The organism is Psychrobacillus sp. FSL H8-0483 (genome assembly GCF_038637725.1).
In the GTDB taxonomy this organism is placed as follows: domain Bacteria; phylum Bacillota; class Bacilli; order Bacillales_A; family Planococcaceae; genus Psychrobacillus.
On record NZ_CP152052.1, the window covers coordinates 1,307,954 to 1,326,576 of the forward strand.

An 18,623-nucleotide genomic window follows, 5' to 3' on the forward strand; every position below is an offset into this window, starting at 1 on the left:
GCAGATGTTTTCTGCACCGAAAGCGAAGCTCCCAGTCACTATATGCTTTAGAGACAGCCCCATCCTTTTGATTTTTTTCGGTATTATTTTATTTTTTATATAAAGCAACACGATATGGAAAGAGTTGAGCTTCCATAATTCCTTCTTTTACAGCAGGATCATTGTTCATCAGTTCCATTGCTTCTTCCTCGGTATTAACTTCTAAAATGACAATTCCCATTGGGTCTGTATTCAAAGTTCTACCCGCTAAGATGAGCTTTCCTTCTTCCTGCAGTTTTTGTAACACCTCGAAATGATGTTGGACGATTGCATTTTCTTTACTAGTCCAGTTATCTTCATCTAATAGAGATGGAATGAGTTGGAGTTGATATAAAAACTGTAATTTTTCCATTATGAAGCCTCCTTAGTGTTGTGATGCTTTGTTCGAAGCAATTCGGAATTGTATCAGAATTGTTTGTGACAAGGGGAAATGGTTATACTTATTTAATCTTTTATTCTTCCATATAGTTTGAAGTGATCTATTTCGACGATTTAAAAAATACAACGACGGCTATCGTAGTAAAAAGTGTCGAGGAGTATGTACATTATTATAACAATATTGTATATAAATAAAATAAAATATCAGTCAACGATATTAACATTGATCGTTTGATGTACAAATATCAGACTGTTTTTTTTAGTATAGGAATACCCTTAGCAGAAGACATTGTGCACTTAACCTGCATTACAAATGAGCAAGTTAAGAATGCTGCGCCATTAACATTTCATACTGTTTTCCTGTCAAATTTTCTACTATCCCCTAAACAAACAGAGCCAAGAATTAAAAACATGTCACCGCAATTTGCAGTGACATGTTAGATGATTATTGCAGAATATTTGGTGTTGATGCATTTTTGTTTGAGGTTGATGCATTTATTGCAGCTACATTTGATAAATTAGCATTATTAGCGGCACCGTCCATTTTTGTTTTTGTTGCACCTGCTTTTGGCATGTTGTTACCATTTGTGGAAGCAGCTTGCTTACCATTTGAGGTTCCGTTTGCGGCATTCTTCGTGTTAGCGTTTCCGTTCGCCGTTGCATTCGTGTTTGTTGCTCCACTCGTTGCAGACGCTTGCTTCCCACCATTATTCGTTCCAGCAGCATTTTGTGATCCGGTCATGCTCGCCACGTCATTCATCATTTGCCCAACTTGTGGGGCTACTGTTTGAGCAATGTTACCAATTGATTGAGCAGCAGTACCACTCGTCAATTGTTGGGCTACATTCCCAATCGTCTGAGCAAGGTTGCTACCTGCAGCATTTTGTCCAGCTCCGCCACTCTTGTTTTGTGTACCACTCGCACTTTGAGAACTAGCCGTACTTTGAGATGGATTTCCTCCAGCTAATTTTTGTGCAATATTCCCTACCATCTGCATAATACTTCCACCCATTTGACCAGCGTTGCTACTAGAAGCACTTTGACCGGACTGAGTTGCGCTATTCATCGCTGCTCCAGCACTAGCTAATGAACCTTGTGAAGCGTTTGCACTCATCAATTTTTGCTCCAACAGTGAATTCATCGCTTTTCTTGGACAAAACCTTGTTGCGCCTTCCGCTGCTTTCATTGAACCAAACAAGACAAGCATTCGACCGCTTCTGCTTTTAGGATCACGCATAAGTCGTGTCGTACCATATGCAGTCATCACTGAGCCCAACACGAAACGAGAGTATGCATCACTCGTACTGATATTTTGTTGATTATTTGTCATCTGTGTGGAACCTCCTATCTGAATTTGGAAAAAGAGCCGAAATCCTCTATTATTTCTATCTTACCGGGGCTTTGCTACTAGGAGTTACAAATACAACGAAAGGAAAATGGATGACGTGGAATTGCTGGTTTGGAAAATAGGGGGAATCGAGGCTCGAAAAAAGTCAAGGATGGAAAGGGGGCATCGCATCGGACTATTTTTACAAACACCACGAATAAGCACGGAAGTTGCAAGGTAACATTTGGATTTCTGGTGATCGTATAGTTTAGGCAAGAATGGAAATTCCTAAAGAATGGAAGGCGCAGAAACAGTAAATGAAAGCTTACAGGTAATTACTCCAGGCTATTATTTTCTAACCACATGGTCATCCATTTCAACTTTATAATCCCCAAATATTCGTTAATTATGCGAACTAAATTGAGACGACTACTATCCTATCAGATTCCAAAATGGTAACGTTTGCTGGAAAAGGCGGAGAGATTATTTCTTTTTGAATGTACAATAGTAGCCACTGATCCATCCGAATATTGGGATCAGCGGCTATTTCATTTCCTCATCATTTGCTCTTGAGCCATTTTTATCATTTCTTTAACCATATTACCGCCAATAGGTCCGCCTATTTTCCCGGCCTGTTCAGATGTAAGCTTACCATTATAACCTTTATTCAATGGAATATTTAGTTCATCGGCAATTTCGTATTTTACATCATTTGGATTGTTGATATCTACGTTATAACCTTGTTCTTTCATAACTCGAGCCTTGAGTTTGTCTAATTCATCCCGAGCAGAGGGTACTAATATTTTATTTCTATTAGCCATTTTTCTTCACTCCTTCATCCATTAGTGTTTCCCAAAAATGAAACTTCACTCCTCTTAATGAGAAAATGTAACGGAATTTATTTTCGTTCGTGTCTAATTAGGCGAGAACTAGAAAAGAAGGAAGGGAGATTTCAGTTATTGCATTCTAAATTAGGTGCTGATTGGTTCAAGTATTCTTCGTAGAGTAATTTCATAGCATCTATAATCTTCTCATCGGAGGATTGATAATTAGATCGATTAGGTAAATTTTTCGCACCCAAAACGTATAATAATGGGTTATGATTTAAATCTCCTAATATACCAATATCAATTACAACATTATCTAAGCCACCAGACATATGATTTAAAAAATGAGTAGGTATTCCATCTATATCGCCTCTTTGTCTAACCAATCCATTTATTATTGGAGCCCATAAATCAGGACTTAATCGATATCCTTCAAAGATCAATAGCAGTAATTCGAACACTTGACTTAAGTTACCACTGTTTTCTAAATTACGTGGATTTTGAGTAATATTTATATTTTGAAAGTAAGCCTTAATTTTATTATTTACTTTTTCCCATCCTCCACACTTTTGCACTATACTATTTGCCACTAAACTATCATGACAGGCAATCATAACTTCTACAGCCTCTCGTAGTGATAGCGTACTCCTTTGTTGAAAGTGAGGATATAATTCTTTGCTATCTTCATTTGGATTAAAGTTAACATCTTCTACAATGTCATTCCATGTATATAATTTATCTTCTACACATTTAGCAATGCTAAACCCAACCGCTACTTTTGCTGCTGAAGCAAGTGGGAATGACATTTCACAATTATACTCAGAAACTATTTTTTGCTTTTCACTGGAATAAATTATGATCCCAATGGTTCCAGACTCTATTTCCTTTAATTTTTCAATTACGTTCTGCATTTTAAACCTCCCAATTTACTTTTTTGTATTTAATAGTAAATTCTGATATTTCAAGATTACCATACGAAGAGCGGAAGATGTTGAGATTTATATTATTTTAAAGGTTTACCACTAGAAATAAAGTAATTGAATGGATCTTATTTTTGAAGGGATAAACAGGAGTAATATAGAATTAATAGAAGCTAAGAAGTTTTGGTAATTTGATGAGAACGATCGGTATCTCAGAGCTAAAAAATAGAATAGATGATGTTACTATAATAGCAATGGAAGGTGTTACGCACATGCTACAGTGGGATGAAACGGGTCGAACAGCTTATGAAATGAAGAAATGGATAAAGCATAAAGAATAGCGAAATGTACAAGGTTCATAGTCTTTATGGAGTAGCAAAATATATTCAAATACCTATGAAGGAGATCGAATTATGACAAAAACTACTTTTGCATTAATTGGAACAGGGATTGTTGGGGAGCGTATCATTAATCAAATTTTGGCTCATCCTAACTGCGAAATTGTGTCTGTTTTCGATGAAAATAAAACAAGGCTTATGGAAATTTCGACAAAATATTAACTTCCGGTTGCTGGGACGTTAGAAGAGCTCTTGGAATCAAAACCAAATTGGGTGTATATCGGAACTCCTCCTGTAAGTCATGCTCCTCTGGCAGAACAAATAGCTGCACATGGCTTAAATATACTTTCAGAAAAGCCACTAGCACATGATACGCAAGATGGCATGATAATGGTAAGAGCAGCAACTGAAGCAAATGTTCAAACAGCAATGCATTTTCCGTTAATGTATAGTCCAGTTGTACATAGACTTCAACATGCAATACAAACAGCTTCACTCGGAGACGTTGTTCGCATTGAATTACATACCTATTTCCCACATTGGCCAAGAAAATGGCAGCAAAATCCATGGATTGGTACAAGAGAGCAAGGTGGATTTATAAGAGAGGTATTTCCACATTATCTGCAACTTATCTATCATCTATTCGGTCATTTTACGATTTCTTCACACGAGACAACTTATCCAGTAAATGAAAATCTATGCGAAACAGGTGTGTCAGCTTTGGCTAAAACAGAAAGTGGGATACCAATTGTTCTAAATGGTTTGTCAGGAATTGGGCAGGAAGAGTGTCTAGAATTTAAAGTGTTTGGAACAGATAAAGTGATGACGATTCGAAATTGGTCAGAGCTTTGGATAAGCGAAGTGGATCAGGTGGCTGTTCATGTAATTCCGGACAATAAGCCAATGAGTCTTATGGATGCTTGTCATGGAGCGGTAACGGGTAAGGAGTCATTGATTGTATCGTTTGAAGAAGGCATGAAGGTGCAAGAGTGGATTGATCAGTTGTTAAAATAGGGAAGAGGTTTCCTTTTTCAGATCGAACTGAGTTGTATTTCTCTAGATATTTTACTTCCATACAACGTTAGTGGATATTGTCGTAAGGTAAAAGAATATTGGTATAACACAGAAATTTTATGGCATCCTATTGATGAATAGGAGGAGATTCAGTTGGCTAATTCTGAAGACAAAGAAAAGAAATTTATGGATCCATACGGGTACGTTACTGAAAAAAGCGGAAATCCAACAGCGACAGAAGCGAAATTAAAAGGACAAAATTTTGATCCAGCAGAACCCCATCAAAGTAAGGAAAGTGCTAGCGGTTCTAACAGGAAAGACACTGCTGATGAAGGTTTCGAATATCTCGAATAAATAAAGAAACTATAAAGAAACAGTGAGTTCTCCAGAATAAAAAGGAGAGCTCATTTTCTTTGTAATATACCTCAAAGTTAAAATCTCTACTAAACGGACTGGAAATCCTCCATTAAGCTAAGTACTCTAAATTCATTGTTTAGTTTTTATTACTAGATTTGCTTGGATGACTTAATTAAGGGCATCAAACAATCGATCTACAAAAACTTGTAAGTAAGTTTAAATTATAAAATATAAACCGCCTGACTTAATCAAAATATATGATTAAAGACAGGCGGTTTTATTTAAGTAGGCAAAAAATATTGATCCGACAGATGGACAAGCTTTCCTCTGAACCTTTACCACTAGTGAAAATACCCGTTGCTTTAATCAGTAGTACTAAGATAAAAATGATAAAGATAACTGACCGCCATACCCTCCAAGAATATTCCAAACACTTGTAATGGTTGCATAAGTAAGTTTTAGAACAGTTATTATCAGCAGTATAAACTGGTAAAGAAATGGGCAAAATATCCAAGGATTCATTTGGGCCAATTGATAAATAAAAATTGGAAATGAGTACATTCTTTAGAGTTTAGAACTCAAAAGATATAAGGAGGTGTTATTCATGACAGTAGTTAACGATATTAAGACTGTTCTAGCAGGATTGAAGACTGCTCAAGCTAGCTTTGAAACATTTGCTTTAAGTACAGATAATCAACAAGCGAAGGCGCTTTATCAAGATGCTGCTATCAAAACCCAAGCTATTGTAGACAGTGTTGAACCACGTCTTCAAGAAATTCAACAAGAAGAACCTCAGTACAGACAGGAATAATTAAAAAGGAGACAAAGGTTGGTTGAATTAACCAACCTTTATTTCTAACAATAATGATAAAACACAGGGGTGAAATCATGATATCCAAAATAAAAAATTTGAAAGTTGGTCTTTTAATATTAATGGTTATCGGATTATGCACAGGTTGTAATGGAAATCAGGATCAGAATACTGATTCCAATGAGGATTTGAATGTTTCGCAGGTGAAAATAAGTAAGCCAATCAGTCAATCCGTTGCCAATCAAGCAACTGAAAATGTCAGCATGGAAGATGAAATTTCGGATGTAATGGCTGTGAATACAGATAAAGAGCTATTAGTAGCCATAAAAGTAAAACAATTTGATCGTTTTCAATTAAAAAAAGTTGAGAAGAACATAAAATCAAATCTGGAAAAACTGTATCCTAATTATAAAATTTTAGTTTCGGCAGATCAAAAAATGTATGTTGAACTTGTCAAGCTGCAAGGAAAACTCCAAAAGAATACCTTGAGTATGAAAGATTTAGAAAAAGATATTAAAAAAATCAAAAGTCTCATGAAAGAACAATCATAGAGAAAGAGAGGCTTGCTAAATGTCGAATAATAAAAAGAAACAATTAACACCAGTGCAACAGGAATACCAAGAACTTCAAAAAAAACACGAAACAAAAAGACCAGTAGTTAAAAATTGCATAAAAGCTTTTTTAGTCGGTGGTCTTATCTGTCTAATCGGTCAGCTAATTTCAACATTTTATATTTATTATTTTGATTTTACAGATCAAACGGTAGGTAATCCAACGGTGGGAACTTTAGTTTTTATTGCAATGCTTCTTACGGGATTTGGTGTTTATGATAGAATCGCCCAATTTGGAGGGGCGGGGACTGCTGTTCCAGTTACTGGATTTGGAAATGCTATTATATCTGCCGCAATTGAACACAGAACAGAAGGATTTGTGTTAGGGGTAGGTGGTAACATGTTTAAACTTGCCGGTTCCGTGATTTTATTTGGCGTATTTTCCGCATTTATCATATCTTTGATCAAAACAATTTTTATACAGTGGGGTGGTTTGTAATGTTAGCAGGTCATCGTACTTGGATTTTTGATCAAAAACCTGTGATTATATCCACTGGAACAGTTGGAGGGCCATTTGAAGCAGATGGAGCTATAGCAGATGATTTTGATCTCCTGCATTCCGATTTATGGCTCGCGCAAGATTCCTATGAAAAAGCACATAAAATTCTTTTTGAGGAAGCTTGTCAAAAAGCACTCGAAAAAGGAGAAATCCAAAAGGAACAAGTTCAATTTCTTCTAGCAGGTGACCTGATTAACCAGATTACCCCTACAAGTTTCGCAAGTCGAACCATTGGAGCTCCCTATTTCGGTTTGTTTGGTGCCTGTTCAACATCTATGGAAGGATTGGCTCTAGGGGCCTATATTATTAACACAAATGGGGCCAAATATTTATTAACAGGAGCTTCAAGCCATAACACTGCCGTTGAAAAACAGTTTCGCTATCCAACTGAATATGGTGGACAAAAACCACCGACTGCACAATGGACAGTGACAGGTGCTGGTGCGGCTTTGTTAAGTAAAACCGGAGAAGGACCACGTGTAACTTCTGCCACGATAGGTCGCGTCATTGATATGGGGTTAACTGATCCTTTTAATATGGGAGGGGCTATGGCACCAGCTGCGGTTGATACCATCGAGGCGCATTTAAAGGAACGAAACGTTGATCCCTCTTATTACGATTTAATTGTAACAGGTGACCTCGGCAAAATAGGACATGAAGCTTCATTGGATATATTCAAAAAGCATGGAATCCCTATCACGGAAGAACAATACCAAGATTGTGGACTCATGATTTATCGGGAAGGACAACCGGTATTAGCAGGAGCTAGCGGTGCGGGGTGCTCAGCAACGGTAGTATATGGTCATTTATTAAATCGTATGAAAAAAGGTGAATTTAAGAGAATGTTAGTAGTAGCTACGGGAGCTTTATTATCACCCCTAACTTTCCAGCAACAAGAAACAATTCCTTGTATTGCACATGCGGTATCGATTGAATACGGGGGTGAAGAATAGATATGATCTTTTTTTGGGCTTTTGTTGTTGGTGGCTTGATTTGTGTAATTGGTCAAATTATGTTTGATGTGTTTAAACTTACACCAGCACATACGTTAAGTACCCTTGTAGTAGTTGGTGCCATTTTAGATGGGGTAGGTTTATATGAACCATTGATTGATTTTGCTGGTGCAGGAGCTACAGTGCCTATTACAAGCTTTGGTAATTCACTGGTACATGGGGCGATGGCAGAAGCTGATAAACACGGCTTAGTTGGTATCCTTACAGGGATGTTCGAAGTAACAAGTTCGGGTATTTCATCTGCCATTGTTTTTGGCATGATAGGTGCTTTGATATTCAAACCTAAGGGATGAGGAGGATGGAAGATGACGGTAGTTTCGGATGTCAAACAATGTCTAGCTAGTCTCAAAGGAGTAGAAGGTAGCCTATCCAATTTAGCAGAACGGACACAAGATAATGAATCTAAACAAATCCTACATGAAACAATGATGGTAGTGAGCGAAATAGTAGCAGATTTGAAAAAAAGGGTTGGAGAATTGGAAAATGAAGAATATCAATATAAAGGATATTAAGTAAAAAGGAGGTCTTTTAATCATGCCTGAATGGCTAGATGTCGTGGTTCGATCAGTATTGTTTGTCACTTTTCTTTTTTTCGTTACCAAGGCACTAGGTAAAAAACAAATAGCTCAACTTTCTCTCTTTGAATATATAACCGGAATAACCATTGGAAGCATAGCAGGAGAAAGTATTATGGGATTAGATGGAGACATATATTTAGGGTTGTTAGGGATTGGAATAGTTGCATTTATCCCATTTTTAGGTGGTCTCATTTCTTTGAAAAGTAAAAATTTTCGCGATTTTACAGAAGGCAAGGGGACTATATTCATCAAAGACGGAAAAGTTATGGAAGATAATTTGAAGAAGGAAAGATATACAGTGGACGAAATGTTAGCATTACTTCGAGATAAGGATGTCTTTCAGGTGTCTGATGTGGAATATGCGGTTTTAGAAGCAACAGGTAATTTATCTGTCATGCTGAAAAAAGAAAATCAACCTTTAACACCAAAGGATTTAAACATGAAAGTAGCTTCAATAAAGGAGCCTCAGACTGTCATTATGGATGGCAAGATTTTAGATGAGCCTCTTTCAACCATAGGGTATAGTCGAGGATGGTTAAAGACAGAAATAGAAAAACTAGGGGTTACAATTGAAAACGTATTTATTGGACAAGTAAACTCTTATGGGGAATTAACGGTTGATGTTTTTGATGATAAGCTTCAAGTTCCATCTCCGCAGGAAAGGCCATTAATGCTTTCGACGATGAAAAAATGCCAAGCGGACTTAGAATTATTTGCTCTTGCAACTGAAAATAAAGATGCTAAGCAACTATATGCAAAAAATAGTGAAAAACTACAAAATGCTATTGATAAAGTTACCCATATATTAAAAAGTTAATTGTATCGGATAATGTCACTCCTTGTTTAGTAATTCCTACTCACAACCTATTCTATATGTATTAGTTGTAATTAATGGTGAGACACTATCCAAAAAAGCAACGCTTCATTCATTAAAAACCTTGAGTTTTGAAATGCTTTGTACCCAAATTTACAGTTTATATAAATGCAAAATAGCAGCCGAAATTGTATCTCCAGCTGCTTACTTTATGAGATGAATCTCTCACATTTTAAATAATAGGATTCTCCACAGTTACAACATCTCTTTCAGAAATATAGGGTGATTTAACAAAAAGGGCCTTAAAATTACTATCTGATGTGTTTATCAAATAGTGTGTATCTTTTGGCGCGCACTGTATCATATCTCCAGGTTTTACTTTTACTCTTTCATTATTAATATAGAAGTCAATTTCGCCTTCCAGAATATAAAAGATTTCTTCACAGGTAGTATGGTAGTGATTTTGGAAGTCTTGCCCAGGCTTTAAAACGACGATTCCAATATCTACGTTAGGGCCTCTAGTTAGATATTTCGGACCATGGTCTTTAAAACGATATTCAAAATCGTTTTCATGCACTTTTTTCATTGAAAACACTTCCTCTCAAATAGTTATACCTGGAGCTTTCCACATATGCTCGGTTATTTTTCTATCTGCCAATTTTAACTGCTCGATATACACGCTACGCCAAGTTTTGTAAAGTTCCTGATATATTTGGTGGTGTTCCATATTTGGTTCATATTTCTTTTCAAATTTGACAACCTTTCGAACTACATCAGAAATGTTATCAAATATACATGCGCCCACACCGGCATATAATGCTGTTCCAAGAGCAGCTGCTTCCTTGATTTCTGGAACTTTCACGGGCACGCCTAACATATCTGCGAGAATTTGAGACCATAACTTGCTATTAGATGCTCCACCTGCAAAAATGATTTCTTTTGGATAATGCCCGGTCACTTCTTCAATAATTTTCAAATTCCCTAAAGTCACCATCGCTGCATTTTCCTGCAGTGATCTAAATAGCACATGTTTACCAGACTTTTCAGGATCCAAACTTAAATTGATAAACGAAGGAGCTGCGTGTCTCCATGAAATAAAATTCATTATATCCGAAAAAATTGGAATAACTCCATATGATCCAACAGGTACATTCTTCGTTTTTTCGTCCATTACTTCATAAAAATTTTTCCCTATTTTTGTTGCTTCCTCTACTTCTTTGTCACAGAAACTATCCCTAAACCATTTGATAACAATGCCAGGAAAAAAAGCAATTGTTTCTATTTGCCACAAGTCTTGAATCGCATGACAATTAATTCGGATTCGACAGTTTGGATCCACAATCGGCTTATCGATATTTAATTCTTGTTGCCAAAAGGATCCTCCAGAAACAATAGCTTGCCCTTTTTCAATTGCTCCTACGCCAACTGATGCTAATTGAGCGTCTCCGCCCCCAGCTACAACGAGCGTTTCTTCGCTCAATCCTGTTAACTCTGCTACCTCCAGATTAATGTGACCGATAACTGTTCCTGCTTCATTCACACTAGTGAAAATCTCTTTATCTATGTCGTATAATTCCGTTATTTCCTCAGACCAATTTCTTCGTGTTAAATCGAACAATCCAGTTGTACAACCATTGGAAGGATCAGCCTGCAGTACTCCGGACAATTTATACAAAATCCAATCATTAAGCATCGTAATCGCAGAGACTTTCTCGTATATTTCTGGCTGATGATTTTTCAACCACATTAATCTTGGAACCGCGCCTAAAGCAAAAGTCTGGCCGGATAATTTGTAATTAATAGTCTCCAGATCGCTATTTTGACGTTTAAGTGCTTCGACTTCTCCACCCGCACGCGCATCTACATTCGCACACGCCCATATTTCGCAACCCTTTTCATCATAAAGTACAAATCCTTCTCGCATACTTGTTGCACTAACTGCTTTTATCGATTTTGGATTGATCTCTGCTTTTGTTAATACTTCTTTTATACACAGAATGATTAAATTCCAGTTATTAATGTAGTCAAAATTCATGGAACCTGGATAATTCGAGTCGGGAAGATGTGTCCATTCTTGTTGCGAGACACAAACTTGCTCGCCATTTTCATTAAATAAAACAGCTCTAATACTACCGGTCCCTGCGTCAAATGCTAGAAGAAAATTCATTTCGTTCATTCCTCCTAAAAAGTCAGTATATGTGAAGCTGTTTCTGCATGAGTAATTAAATTTGATCTATATCCCCCTTTCAGGTTGGTCGAACTTTTTCTTTCCTCCAGTACCATTGGTTATGTATGTCATATTATTAAGTGTTAGTTTATTTAGTGGTTCATTTTTGGATGAAACCCAAATACCTATTTTGAAAGGAATGCAAGTCCACGGGTTTTTGTAGCGGAAGATTTGGATAGAAATTGCTCTTCAATTTTTCAGTAGAAGTGATAAAGGGGGAGGAAATCGCATAAATTAGAGCAGCAAAAGTCCTGACCACTCTCGTTATTCAACATATTCAACTATTCCTATAAATATTTTCTAAATGAAGAATTCCCCCAAAAAATTGTTTGGATTCTAATGAATGTAAGCGCTTTATATAAAATATAATCCAAATATATAATTCACATTTTCGCGATTCAGAAATTGGTCAAATTGTAATGATGTATTTGATTTTGTTCGATTTTTTGAATTCGAAGGAGGGGACCTACCTTGTCGGAAGTGTATTTATTAGAAATAGAAGATTTGCATAAACAATTTAATGGGAATCATGTCTTATTGGGGATTAACTTTACGCTGAAAAAAGGCGAAATATATGCAGTTGTTGGTGGAAATGGTGCTGGTAAATCGACATTAATGAAAATCATTACAGGCCTTTATAAAGCCGATAGTGGGGAACTGAAAATTAATGGAAAAATAGTACGTTTTGCAAATCCTAGTGATGCCCATAAACATGGGATCTATTTAGTACCACAGGAGCCTTTAATTTTCCCGAATATGACGATTGAAGAAAATATTACGATGGGGCTCAAAGGAAATGGTAAACAAAAAGACCTGAGAAAGAAAATCCTACAAGTAATCGACCGAGTGGGATGGAATCTAGATATTAACCGATTAGGGTTAACACTATCAATTGCTGAACAGCAGCTTGTTGAAATTTTACGAGGACTTGTTCGGGAGGCTCAGATATTAATCCTAGATGAACCGACTTCAACCTTGACGCACAATGAGATTAACTCGCTTTTCGATACGATTAAGCAGCTTTCCGATAACGGGATTGGAATTATTTATATTACGCATCGATTCTCTGAAATTTTTGAGTTATCCCACTCAGTTGCAGTCCTAAGAGATGGAAGGATTTCTGCCCAAGGACCTATATCTGAATTTTCCTACGAACGCTTGTTAGATGGTCTAGTGCCTGCAAATATGAAAAAAAGTTTACTGAAAAAAAGTGAACGAGACAGCCTCACTAACAATATAAAGGCGATCCAGCCTTCTATAGAAAAAATGGGAGAAACCGTTTTACAAATAGATTCTCTCTACGGAAAAAAATTTAGGAATATATCATTTTCGGTACGAGAGGGAGAAATACTGGGGATTGCGGGTGTTGTTGGAGCTGGTAGAACAGAGATAGCTGAAGCGATTTTTGGTATGGAAAAATTCGATTCTGGCACAATTATATTGAACGGTAAAAAAATTAAAAATGTTTCCATTCGAAAAGTAATGGATCTTGGGTTGGCTTATGTTCCGGAAGATCGTCACGCGCATGGAATTTTTAAAATTACATCTGTTCGAAAAAATATCACCTCGACCTTATTAAATCGGTTACATGGATTATTTATTCCGATTAAGAAAGAAAATGCAATCACGAGTAAATATGTGGAAGACTTAAAAATTAAAACAGAAGGTACAAATCAAGAATTAAGCGATTTATCAGGTGGCAATCAGCAAAAAGTTGTACTCGCAAAATATTTAGCTACTAATCCAAAAGTAATTATGCTCGATGAACCTACTCGGGGAATAGATGCAAGTGCTAGAGCGGATATCTACCATATTATCAATCAGTTGAAAGAAAGAGGATTAGCCGTTTTACTGATTTCATCGAACACAGAAGAAATTGTAGAACTAAGTGACCGAGTACTTGTCATGCATGAGGGAAAAATCGAGATGGAAATAGAGAAAGAAAAACTTACGGTCGATAGCATCACTTCGGCAGCCTTTGGCGTAAAAAAGGATGTGATTGCGTGAAATCACTCCTGTATCAAATAATGAAAGTAAGAGAATTATCCATCATCCTTTTAATGATAGTTTACTTCGTTTTCGTTGGATCTATAAATAGTCAGTTCACGGATATAGATTCGATTATATTGATCGTAAATGGAAGCGTTATATTATTGGTAATGGCTATTGGTCAGTCGTTTGTTCTTCTTACTTCCAATATTGATGTTTCGGTTGGTTCTATATTGGGTTTGTCAGCGGCAGTCTGTGGAACACTACTCGCAAGTGGTGCGAATTTAGGCGTAGTGGTTTTTTCAGTCATATGTATCGGCGCCGTCATCGGGTTCGTAAATGGAATCGGTGTATCTTATTTAAAAATTCCTGCCATTATCATGACATTGGGAATGTTAGGAGTAGTTCGAGGTCTCATGCTCCTCTATACAAAAGGAATGTGGATTGAAAATATACCGAATTACTACAAAAAAATTGCGAGAATGGAAATGCTAGGTGTCCCTTATCCTGTGTGGATAGGTGCCTTTTTAGTATTCATCTCGTACCTTTTCTTATCAAAAACAAAATTTGGTCGATACTTTTATGCGGTTGGTGATAATACAGACGGTGCACAATTAGTAGGTTTGCCAGTGAACTTCGTAAAAGTTCTTGCGTTTATGTTGTCGGGTATATCTGCATCGATCGCCGCTCTTATCTTTGTTATGAATATTGGATTCGTTTCAAATCAAACCGGCAGCGGAATTGAACTTCAAGTAATTGCAGCCGCAGTGTTAGGGGGAGTTGCTCTTACTGGCGGAGTGGGTAGCGTCGCAGGAGCTGGATTAGGAGCTATTTTCTTCACAGTCATTAATAGTTCACTAGTATTCATGAAAATTCCAGCTTATTGGAATAGTGCCATTTCAGGTTTATTACTTATTGTTATCGTTGTTGGGGATTCAAGGTTTCAAAAATATTTAAATGAACGATCCAGTAAAAATCCAAAAAATAGTTTGGAGGAAACTGAACGTGAAAAGCAAACTAAGGCTATTACTTAAATGGGAGCTTTTCCTGTTTATGTTTTTAGTAGGGGAATTAATCTTTTTCGGTCTGCTGACGCCTGGTTTCTTAAATGTACAAAATCTACTATTTAGTATGAATGACTTCGCTTATATTGGACTCGCTGCAATTCCGATGACCTTTGTTATCATTACTGGCGGGATTGATGTTTCTGTGGGTTCTACTATGGGGCTTTCTTCCATTACTGTTGGAGTTCTATGGATGGGTGGCCTCAATATTTGGCTTGCGCTTCTTGTAGCTTTAATTGTCTGTACTTTAGCTGGCTTACTCAATGGCTTAATTGTAGCATTTACCGATGTGCAACCGCTCGTTGTGACTTTGGGTACTATGTTTTTGTTCGCAGGAATAGCTTTGGTGATTTCGGGTGGTTCCAGTGCTACTGGATTTGAAGGGATTAGTGGATTTCCGAATTCCTTTGTTCAAATTGCAAATGGAATTACATTAGGACTTCCCAATTCAATATGGCTAATTCTATTTATATTAATCGTTTTTGGCGCTTTACTTCACTTCACCAAATATGGCCGTAATGTATATTTAGTCGGCATCAATAGTAAAGCTGCTAAATATAGCGGCATAGCGACGAGATGGATTGTCATGAGCACCTATATGCTAGCCGGTTTAGGGGGTGGTATAAGCGGCATAATATTAACTTCCTATTTCAGTTCTGCAAGATCTGATTTAGGGGCACAAGCAATTTTGCCAGTCATAACGGCAGTCGTGCTTGGTGGAACAAGTATATTGGGGGGAAGGGGTACAGTTTTAGGAACTGTAATTGCGAGCATAGTGGTTGGTATGATGAACTACGGCCTCCAACTTTCTGGTATGTCCAGTGAACAAACAACGATTATTGTTGGAGTTATGCTAATTGTAGCTGTTGTAATGAGACGTTTTAATATAAATCATGTGAAAAAGTGGTTTCCAAAGAACCAAAGCTCTACTACAAAGGCTACTTGATTGAAGATTATACTAGAGGAGGAGTTTATGTTATGAAGAACAATAAACTGTTTTTGGTATTCATCTTCGCTCTAATTCTTGTAATTGTGTCTGCTTGTAGTAATAAGGAAAAAGAAGCTGTTAATAAAGAAGATGTAAAATTAGCCTTCATTCCGAAATTGACAGGTGTAGGATTTTTTACTTCTGGAGGATTAGGAGCAGAAGAAATGGCAGATTCATTGGGTGTTGAATTCAAATACGATGGCCCTAGTGAAGCGTCGGTTGCTGAGCAAGTAAAGTATATTAATAATTTTGTTAATCAAGGATACGATGCATTAATGGTTTCTTCTACATCGGTGGATGGGTTGAATCAGGCTTTAGATCGTGCAAAAGAACGTGGCGTCAAAATTCTTACATGGGATTCCGACGTGAGTCCAGAACATAGATCTTTTTATATCAACCAAGGAACTCCTACTCAATTGGGAGAACTATTGGTCAATATGGCTGCTGATCAATTAGACAAGGAAAATGCAAAAGTAGCCTTTTTCTATTCAAGTCCGACGGTTACAGACCAAAACCAGTGGGTTGAAAAAGCAAAGGAATATATTGCTGAAAAACATCCGGGCTGGGAAATTGTCACCACACAATATGGTGAAAATGATGCACAAAAATCATTAACAATTGGAGAAAGTATTTTAACAACATATCCTGATATTGATGCAATCTTAGCTCCAGACGCAACTGCTTTACCGGCGATGGCGCAGGCTGCTGAAAATCTAGATAAAGCGGGAGAAGTAATTATTACAGGATTTTCCACTCCTAATGTTATGAGAGACTATGTAAAACGGGATACAGTTAAACAATTTGGCTTATGGGATGTCAAACAACAAGGGGCTATTGCTACTTATGTAGCTTACTTGATGACAGTAGAAGGAAAAGAATTAAAAGTAGGAGATTCATTTGATGTACCTGGAATTGGTGAAGTTACGATTGAACCAAACACCATTCAAGGTTATGAATATACTGCGGATGATAGCGGAATTATTTTACTACCAGAACGAGTTACATTTACGAAAGAGAATATTGATAACTACGATTTCTAATTGAATTTCCATCATAGGGTAGAAATAGTCCTGTACTCATTTCTACCCTATGATTATGATTCATTTTCTTTGGGTTAAAGCTGTTTTGTTAATTAAGAAGGAGAAGGAGGGGGTTTCATGGTCAATCAACCTTTTACAATTCCAGGGGAAAGTAATATTAGTAAGTTAGTTAATCGATCTAAACTATTGGGGATAGATCCTAACCTTGTTTTATATGGAGGAGGAAATACCTCCAGTAAGATGGAGGAAATAGACCACTTAGGGAGAAGACGCACGATTCTTCGTATTAAAGGAAGCGGTTGTGATTTAAAGACAATTACAGAACAAGATTTTTCTGGACTTTATTTGGAAGAATTACTTCCTTTATTAGAGTTAGAAAACATGTCAGATGAAGATATGGTGGATTATCTCGCTAATTGTATGGTAAGTGCTGCAGAACGAAGACCTTCCATTGAAACATTACTTCACGCATTTATCGACGCATTACATGTCGACCATGTACACTCTGATGCAATCTGCACATTAACCAATCATGAAAATGCGGAAGAAATCATACATGAAATATTAGGTAAAGACGTTGCTTTTGTTCCTTACTATCGACCTGGATTTAAGCTTTCTAAAGTAGTACAACAATTTTCAACTAGTTATGCGGTTGTATTGGAGCATCATGGGCTTGTTACTTGGGGAAATACACATGAAGAATCCTATTTAAAAACAATTGAATTAGAAGAGAAAGCAAAAGCATATATTAACAGCCATAAATCCAAAAAAGAAACAGAAAGTCAAGAGAAATTAACGACTGATAAGATCACGAAACTCCTTCTGCGTTTACGTGGACAACTCTCTCAAAAGCAGAAACAAATTATTACGATTGATGAGAATCAGCTGAATATCGCAAATCGAAAAGATGTGGAACAAATCGCAACTGGTGGAAGATCCACACTTGAGCATATTTTAAGAATAGGAAAAGACTCACTGGTGATTTCGGAAAATGATGATTGTAAACATGCCATTCAATCCTACCGAGAAAGGTATACAAATTTTTTCATTAAGTTTAAAAGCAGACTACCAAAAGGTTATGATATGCATGATAATATTGATCCTAAAGTAGGTCTAATACCTGCTGTAGGCTGTTTCGGTGCAGGAATCTCTCTAGATAATGCAAAAAGAAATATAGAAATCGCAAGGCATTCGCATGAAGCGACTGCGAATGTTCTCGACATATTTCACTCGTCAAAAAACCTGACAGAAGAAGAAGCTTTCGACATTGATTATTGGCCGCTTGAATTATATAAGCTAACGCTTTCACCAGCAGTTCCAAATTTGGCAGGATACATTTTTATCGTCATTGGCATAAATAATCATCATGAAGAACTAATGTTGAAAAAACTACTAAAAAAAGGCGCACATATTGTAGCGGTAGCCGATTACACGGAAAACCTTAGCGTTATGTTAGATACTTATAAAAATCAAATCAAGTTAATGGATGGTAATCATGTGGAACAAGCAATTCAAAAAGCAATCTTACATTACGGTGGGTTAGATGGTGTAATTTTAGGGGAAAATGCAGCGTTATCCAAGGATCACGTTATTAAATTAAATGAAGTATTTGACATGCAAGAAATGACAGGTTTCATTCTGAAAACAGATGAAAGTACCCTAAATTTGGATGAACATCATGCGTTGAATGCCACTAGTATTATTAATGCAACAGCAAATCAAACTGCATTAGAAGGGATTCTTTCTTTATTGGGAAATTGATTTTTCCTAACAAGTTGATTCGGAGTAT

22 protein-coding genes and 1 pseudogene are annotated in these 18,623 nt (G+C 36.8%); 17 read left to right on the forward strand and 6 right to left on the reverse strand.

The window, feature by feature from the left end; translation table 11 throughout:
* Positions 1–88: 88 nt before the first annotated feature.
* From MHB48_RS05990 to MHB48_RS06005, 4 genes are all read right to left on the reverse strand, one after another.
* Positions 89–391: a YciI family protein gene (locus tag MHB48_RS05990; protein WP_342600616.1), complete on the reverse strand. Its 303-nt coding sequence runs from the start codon at positions 389–391 to the stop codon at positions 89–91.
* Between the two features lie 471 nt (positions 392–862).
* Positions 863–1,747 carry a DUF2892 domain-containing protein gene (locus tag MHB48_RS05995; protein WP_342600617.1) on the reverse strand — a complete coding sequence of 295 codons (885 nt, stop codon included), beginning with the start codon at positions 1,745–1,747 and terminating at the stop codon, positions 863–865.
* Positions 1,748–2,292: 545 nt separating this feature from the next.
* A complete protein-coding gene (locus tag MHB48_RS06000; RefSeq protein ID WP_342600618.1) occupies positions 2,293–2,565 on the reverse strand; it encodes an alpha/beta-type small acid-soluble spore protein in 273 nt (90 codons plus the stop codon).
* A gap of 131 nt (positions 2,566–2,696) precedes the next feature.
* Complete coding sequence (locus tag MHB48_RS06005; protein WP_342600619.1) at positions 2,697–3,482, reverse strand: serine hydrolase; 786 nt, start codon at positions 3,480–3,482, stop codon at positions 2,697–2,699.
* 200 nt (positions 3,483–3,682) lie between these two features.
* Between MHB48_RS06005 and MHB48_RS06010 the strand changes: the two genes are divergently transcribed.
* The 12 genes and pseudogenes from MHB48_RS06010 (at position 3,683) to MHB48_RS06065 (ending at position 9,529) form a co-directional block, all read left to right on the forward strand.
* Positions 3,683–3,832 (forward strand): hypothetical protein, encoded by a 150-nt coding sequence (locus MHB48_RS06010; RefSeq protein WP_342600620.1) that lies wholly within the window; start codon positions 3,683–3,685, stop codon positions 3,830–3,832.
* A 72-nt stretch (positions 3,833–3,904) separates the two neighbouring features.
* The gene (locus MHB48_RS06015; protein WP_342600621.1) at positions 3,905–4,051 is read left to right on the forward strand and encodes a hypothetical protein; all 147 of its coding nucleotides are present in this window, start codon (positions 3,905–3,907) and stop codon (positions 4,049–4,051) included.
* Between the two features lie 27 nt (positions 4,052–4,078).
* Positions 4,079–4,249: pseudogene (locus tag MHB48_RS06020) on the forward strand (Gfo/Idh/MocA family oxidoreductase); the annotation flags it as partial.
* A 24-nt stretch (positions 4,250–4,273) separates the two neighbouring features.
* Positions 4,274–4,843 (forward strand): Gfo/Idh/MocA family oxidoreductase, encoded by a 570-nt coding sequence (locus MHB48_RS06025; RefSeq protein ID WP_342601306.1) that lies wholly within the window; start codon positions 4,274–4,276, stop codon positions 4,841–4,843.
* A gap of 153 nt (positions 4,844–4,996) precedes the next feature.
* Complete coding sequence (locus MHB48_RS06030; RefSeq protein WP_342600622.1) at positions 4,997–5,197, forward strand: hypothetical protein; 201 nt, start codon at positions 4,997–4,999, stop codon at positions 5,195–5,197.
* Positions 5,198–5,804: 607 nt separating this feature from the next.
* Positions 5,805–6,011 carry a DUF1657 domain-containing protein gene (locus MHB48_RS06035; protein WP_342600623.1) on the forward strand — a complete coding sequence of 69 codons (207 nt, stop codon included), beginning with the start codon at positions 5,805–5,807 and terminating at the stop codon, positions 6,009–6,011.
* Between the two features lie 77 nt (positions 6,012–6,088).
* Positions 6,089–6,562 (forward strand): YhcN/YlaJ family sporulation lipoprotein, encoded by a 474-nt coding sequence (locus tag MHB48_RS06040; RefSeq protein WP_342600624.1) that lies wholly within the window; start codon positions 6,089–6,091, stop codon positions 6,560–6,562.
* Between the two features lie 19 nt (positions 6,563–6,581).
* Complete coding sequence (gene spoVAC / locus MHB48_RS06045) at positions 6,582–7,061, forward strand: stage V sporulation protein AC (protein WP_342600625.1); 480 nt, start codon at positions 6,582–6,584, stop codon at positions 7,059–7,061.
* A complete protein-coding gene (spoVAD, locus tag MHB48_RS06050) occupies positions 7,061–8,074 on the forward strand; it encodes a stage V sporulation protein AD (RefSeq protein WP_342600626.1) in 1,014 nt (337 codons plus the stop codon). Before spoVAC ends, spoVAD begins: the two co-directional genes overlap by 1 nt.
* 2 nt (positions 8,075–8,076) lie before the next feature.
* Positions 8,077–8,427: a stage V sporulation protein AE gene (gene spoVAE / locus MHB48_RS06055; protein ID WP_340918976.1), complete on the forward strand. Its 351-nt coding sequence runs from the start codon at positions 8,077–8,079 to the stop codon at positions 8,425–8,427.
* A gap of 12 nt (positions 8,428–8,439) precedes the next feature.
* Positions 8,440–8,646 carry a DUF1657 domain-containing protein gene (locus MHB48_RS06060; RefSeq protein ID WP_342600627.1) on the forward strand — a complete coding sequence of 69 codons (207 nt, stop codon included), beginning with the start codon at positions 8,440–8,442 and terminating at the stop codon, positions 8,644–8,646.
* 22 nt (positions 8,647–8,668) lie between these two features.
* On the forward strand, positions 8,669–9,529 hold the full coding sequence (locus MHB48_RS06065; RefSeq protein WP_342600628.1) for a DUF421 domain-containing protein: 861 nt from the start codon (positions 8,669–8,671) through the stop codon (positions 9,527–9,529).
* Between the two features lie 229 nt (positions 9,530–9,758).
* On the opposite strand, the gene MHB48_RS06070 is transcribed toward MHB48_RS06065, so the two are convergent.
* Together MHB48_RS06070 and lsrK are read right to left on the reverse strand one after the other, a co-directional pair.
* A complete protein-coding gene (locus tag MHB48_RS06070; RefSeq protein WP_342600629.1) occupies positions 9,759–10,112 on the reverse strand; it encodes a cupin domain-containing protein in 354 nt (117 codons plus the stop codon).
* 15 nt (positions 10,113–10,127) lie between these two features.
* Complete coding sequence (gene lsrK, locus MHB48_RS06075; RefSeq protein WP_342600630.1) at positions 10,128–11,693, reverse strand: autoinducer-2 kinase; 1,566 nt, start codon at positions 11,691–11,693, stop codon at positions 10,128–10,130.
* Positions 11,694–12,224: 531 nt separating this feature from the next.
* On the opposite strand from lsrK, the gene MHB48_RS06080 reads away from it, so the two are divergent.
* The 5 genes from MHB48_RS06080 to MHB48_RS06100 all read left to right on the forward strand — a co-directional run bounded on the left by MHB48_RS06080 (position 12,225) and on the right by MHB48_RS06100 (position 18,595).
* Positions 12,225–13,760, forward strand: a complete 1,536-nt coding sequence (locus MHB48_RS06080; RefSeq protein ID WP_342600631.1) for a sugar ABC transporter ATP-binding protein — start codon at positions 12,225–12,227, stop codon at positions 13,758–13,760.
* Between the two features lie 8 nt (positions 13,761–13,768).
* Positions 13,769–14,776, forward strand: coding sequence for a sugar ABC transporter permease (locus MHB48_RS06085; RefSeq protein ID WP_342601307.1), 1,008 nt, complete (start codon positions 13,769–13,771; stop codon positions 14,774–14,776).
* A gap of 19 nt (positions 14,777–14,795) precedes the next feature.
* Complete coding sequence (locus MHB48_RS06090; RefSeq protein ID WP_342601308.1) at positions 14,796–15,752, forward strand: autoinducer 2 import system permease LsrD; 957 nt, start codon at positions 14,796–14,798, stop codon at positions 15,750–15,752.
* A gap of 32 nt (positions 15,753–15,784) precedes the next feature.
* Entirely contained in the window at positions 15,785–16,834 is a 1,050-nt protein-coding gene (lsrB, locus tag MHB48_RS06095; RefSeq protein ID WP_340918991.1) for an autoinducer 2 ABC transporter substrate-binding protein LsrB, read from the forward strand.
* A gap of 117 nt (positions 16,835–16,951) precedes the next feature.
* Entirely contained in the window at positions 16,952–18,595 is a 1,644-nt protein-coding gene (locus MHB48_RS06100) for a class II aldolase/adducin family protein (protein WP_342600632.1), read from the forward strand.
* Positions 18,596–18,623 lie beyond the last annotated feature (28 nt).

Bases quoted from the DNA above. Each gene is read 5' to 3' on its own strand.
- MHB48_RS05990 (WP_342600616.1), bottom strand. From the start codon at position 391: ATGGAAAAATTACAGTTTTTATATCAACTCCAACTCATTCCATCTCTA.
- MHB48_RS05995 (WP_342600617.1), bottom strand. From the start codon at position 1,747: ATGACAAATAATCAACAAAATATCAGTACGAGTGATGCATACTCTCGT.
- MHB48_RS06000 (WP_342600618.1), bottom strand. From the start codon at position 2,565: ATGGCTAATAGAAATAAAATATTAGTACCCTCTGCTCGGGATGAATTA.
- MHB48_RS06005 (WP_342600619.1), bottom strand. From the start codon at position 3,482: ATGCAGAACGTAATTGAAAAATTAAAGGAAATAGAGTCTGGAACCATT.
- MHB48_RS06015 (WP_342600621.1), top strand. From the start codon at position 3,905: ATGACAAAAACTACTTTTGCATTAATTGGAACAGGGATTGTTGGGGAG.
- MHB48_RS06025 (WP_342601306.1), top strand. From the start codon at position 4,274: ATGTATAGTCCAGTTGTACATAGACTTCAACATGCAATACAAACAGCT.
- MHB48_RS06035 (WP_342600623.1), top strand. From the start codon at position 5,805: ATGACAGTAGTTAACGATATTAAGACTGTTCTAGCAGGATTGAAGACT.
- MHB48_RS06040 (WP_342600624.1), top strand. From the start codon at position 6,089: ATGATATCCAAAATAAAAAATTTGAAAGTTGGTCTTTTAATATTAATG.
- spoVAC (WP_342600625.1), top strand. From the start codon at position 6,582: ATGTCGAATAATAAAAAGAAACAATTAACACCAGTGCAACAGGAATAC.
- spoVAD (WP_342600626.1), top strand. From the start codon at position 7,061: ATGTTAGCAGGTCATCGTACTTGGATTTTTGATCAAAAACCTGTGATT.
- spoVAE (WP_340918976.1), top strand. From the start codon at position 8,077: ATGATCTTTTTTTGGGCTTTTGTTGTTGGTGGCTTGATTTGTGTAATT.
- MHB48_RS06060 (WP_342600627.1), top strand. From the start codon at position 8,440: ATGACGGTAGTTTCGGATGTCAAACAATGTCTAGCTAGTCTCAAAGGA.
- MHB48_RS06065 (WP_342600628.1), top strand. From the start codon at position 8,669: ATGCCTGAATGGCTAGATGTCGTGGTTCGATCAGTATTGTTTGTCACT.
- MHB48_RS06070 (WP_342600629.1), bottom strand. From the start codon at position 10,112: ATGAAAAAAGTGCATGAAAACGATTTTGAATATCGTTTTAAAGACCAT.
- lsrK (WP_342600630.1), bottom strand. From the start codon at position 11,693: ATGAATTTTCTTCTAGCATTTGACGCAGGGACCGGTAGTATTAGAGCT.
- MHB48_RS06090 (WP_342601308.1), top strand. From the start codon at position 14,796: ATGTTTTTAGTAGGGGAATTAATCTTTTTCGGTCTGCTGACGCCTGGT.
- lsrB (WP_340918991.1), top strand. From the start codon at position 15,785: ATGAAGAACAATAAACTGTTTTTGGTATTCATCTTCGCTCTAATTCTT.
- MHB48_RS06100 (WP_342600632.1), top strand. From the start codon at position 16,952: ATGGTCAATCAACCTTTTACAATTCCAGGGGAAAGTAATATTAGTAAG.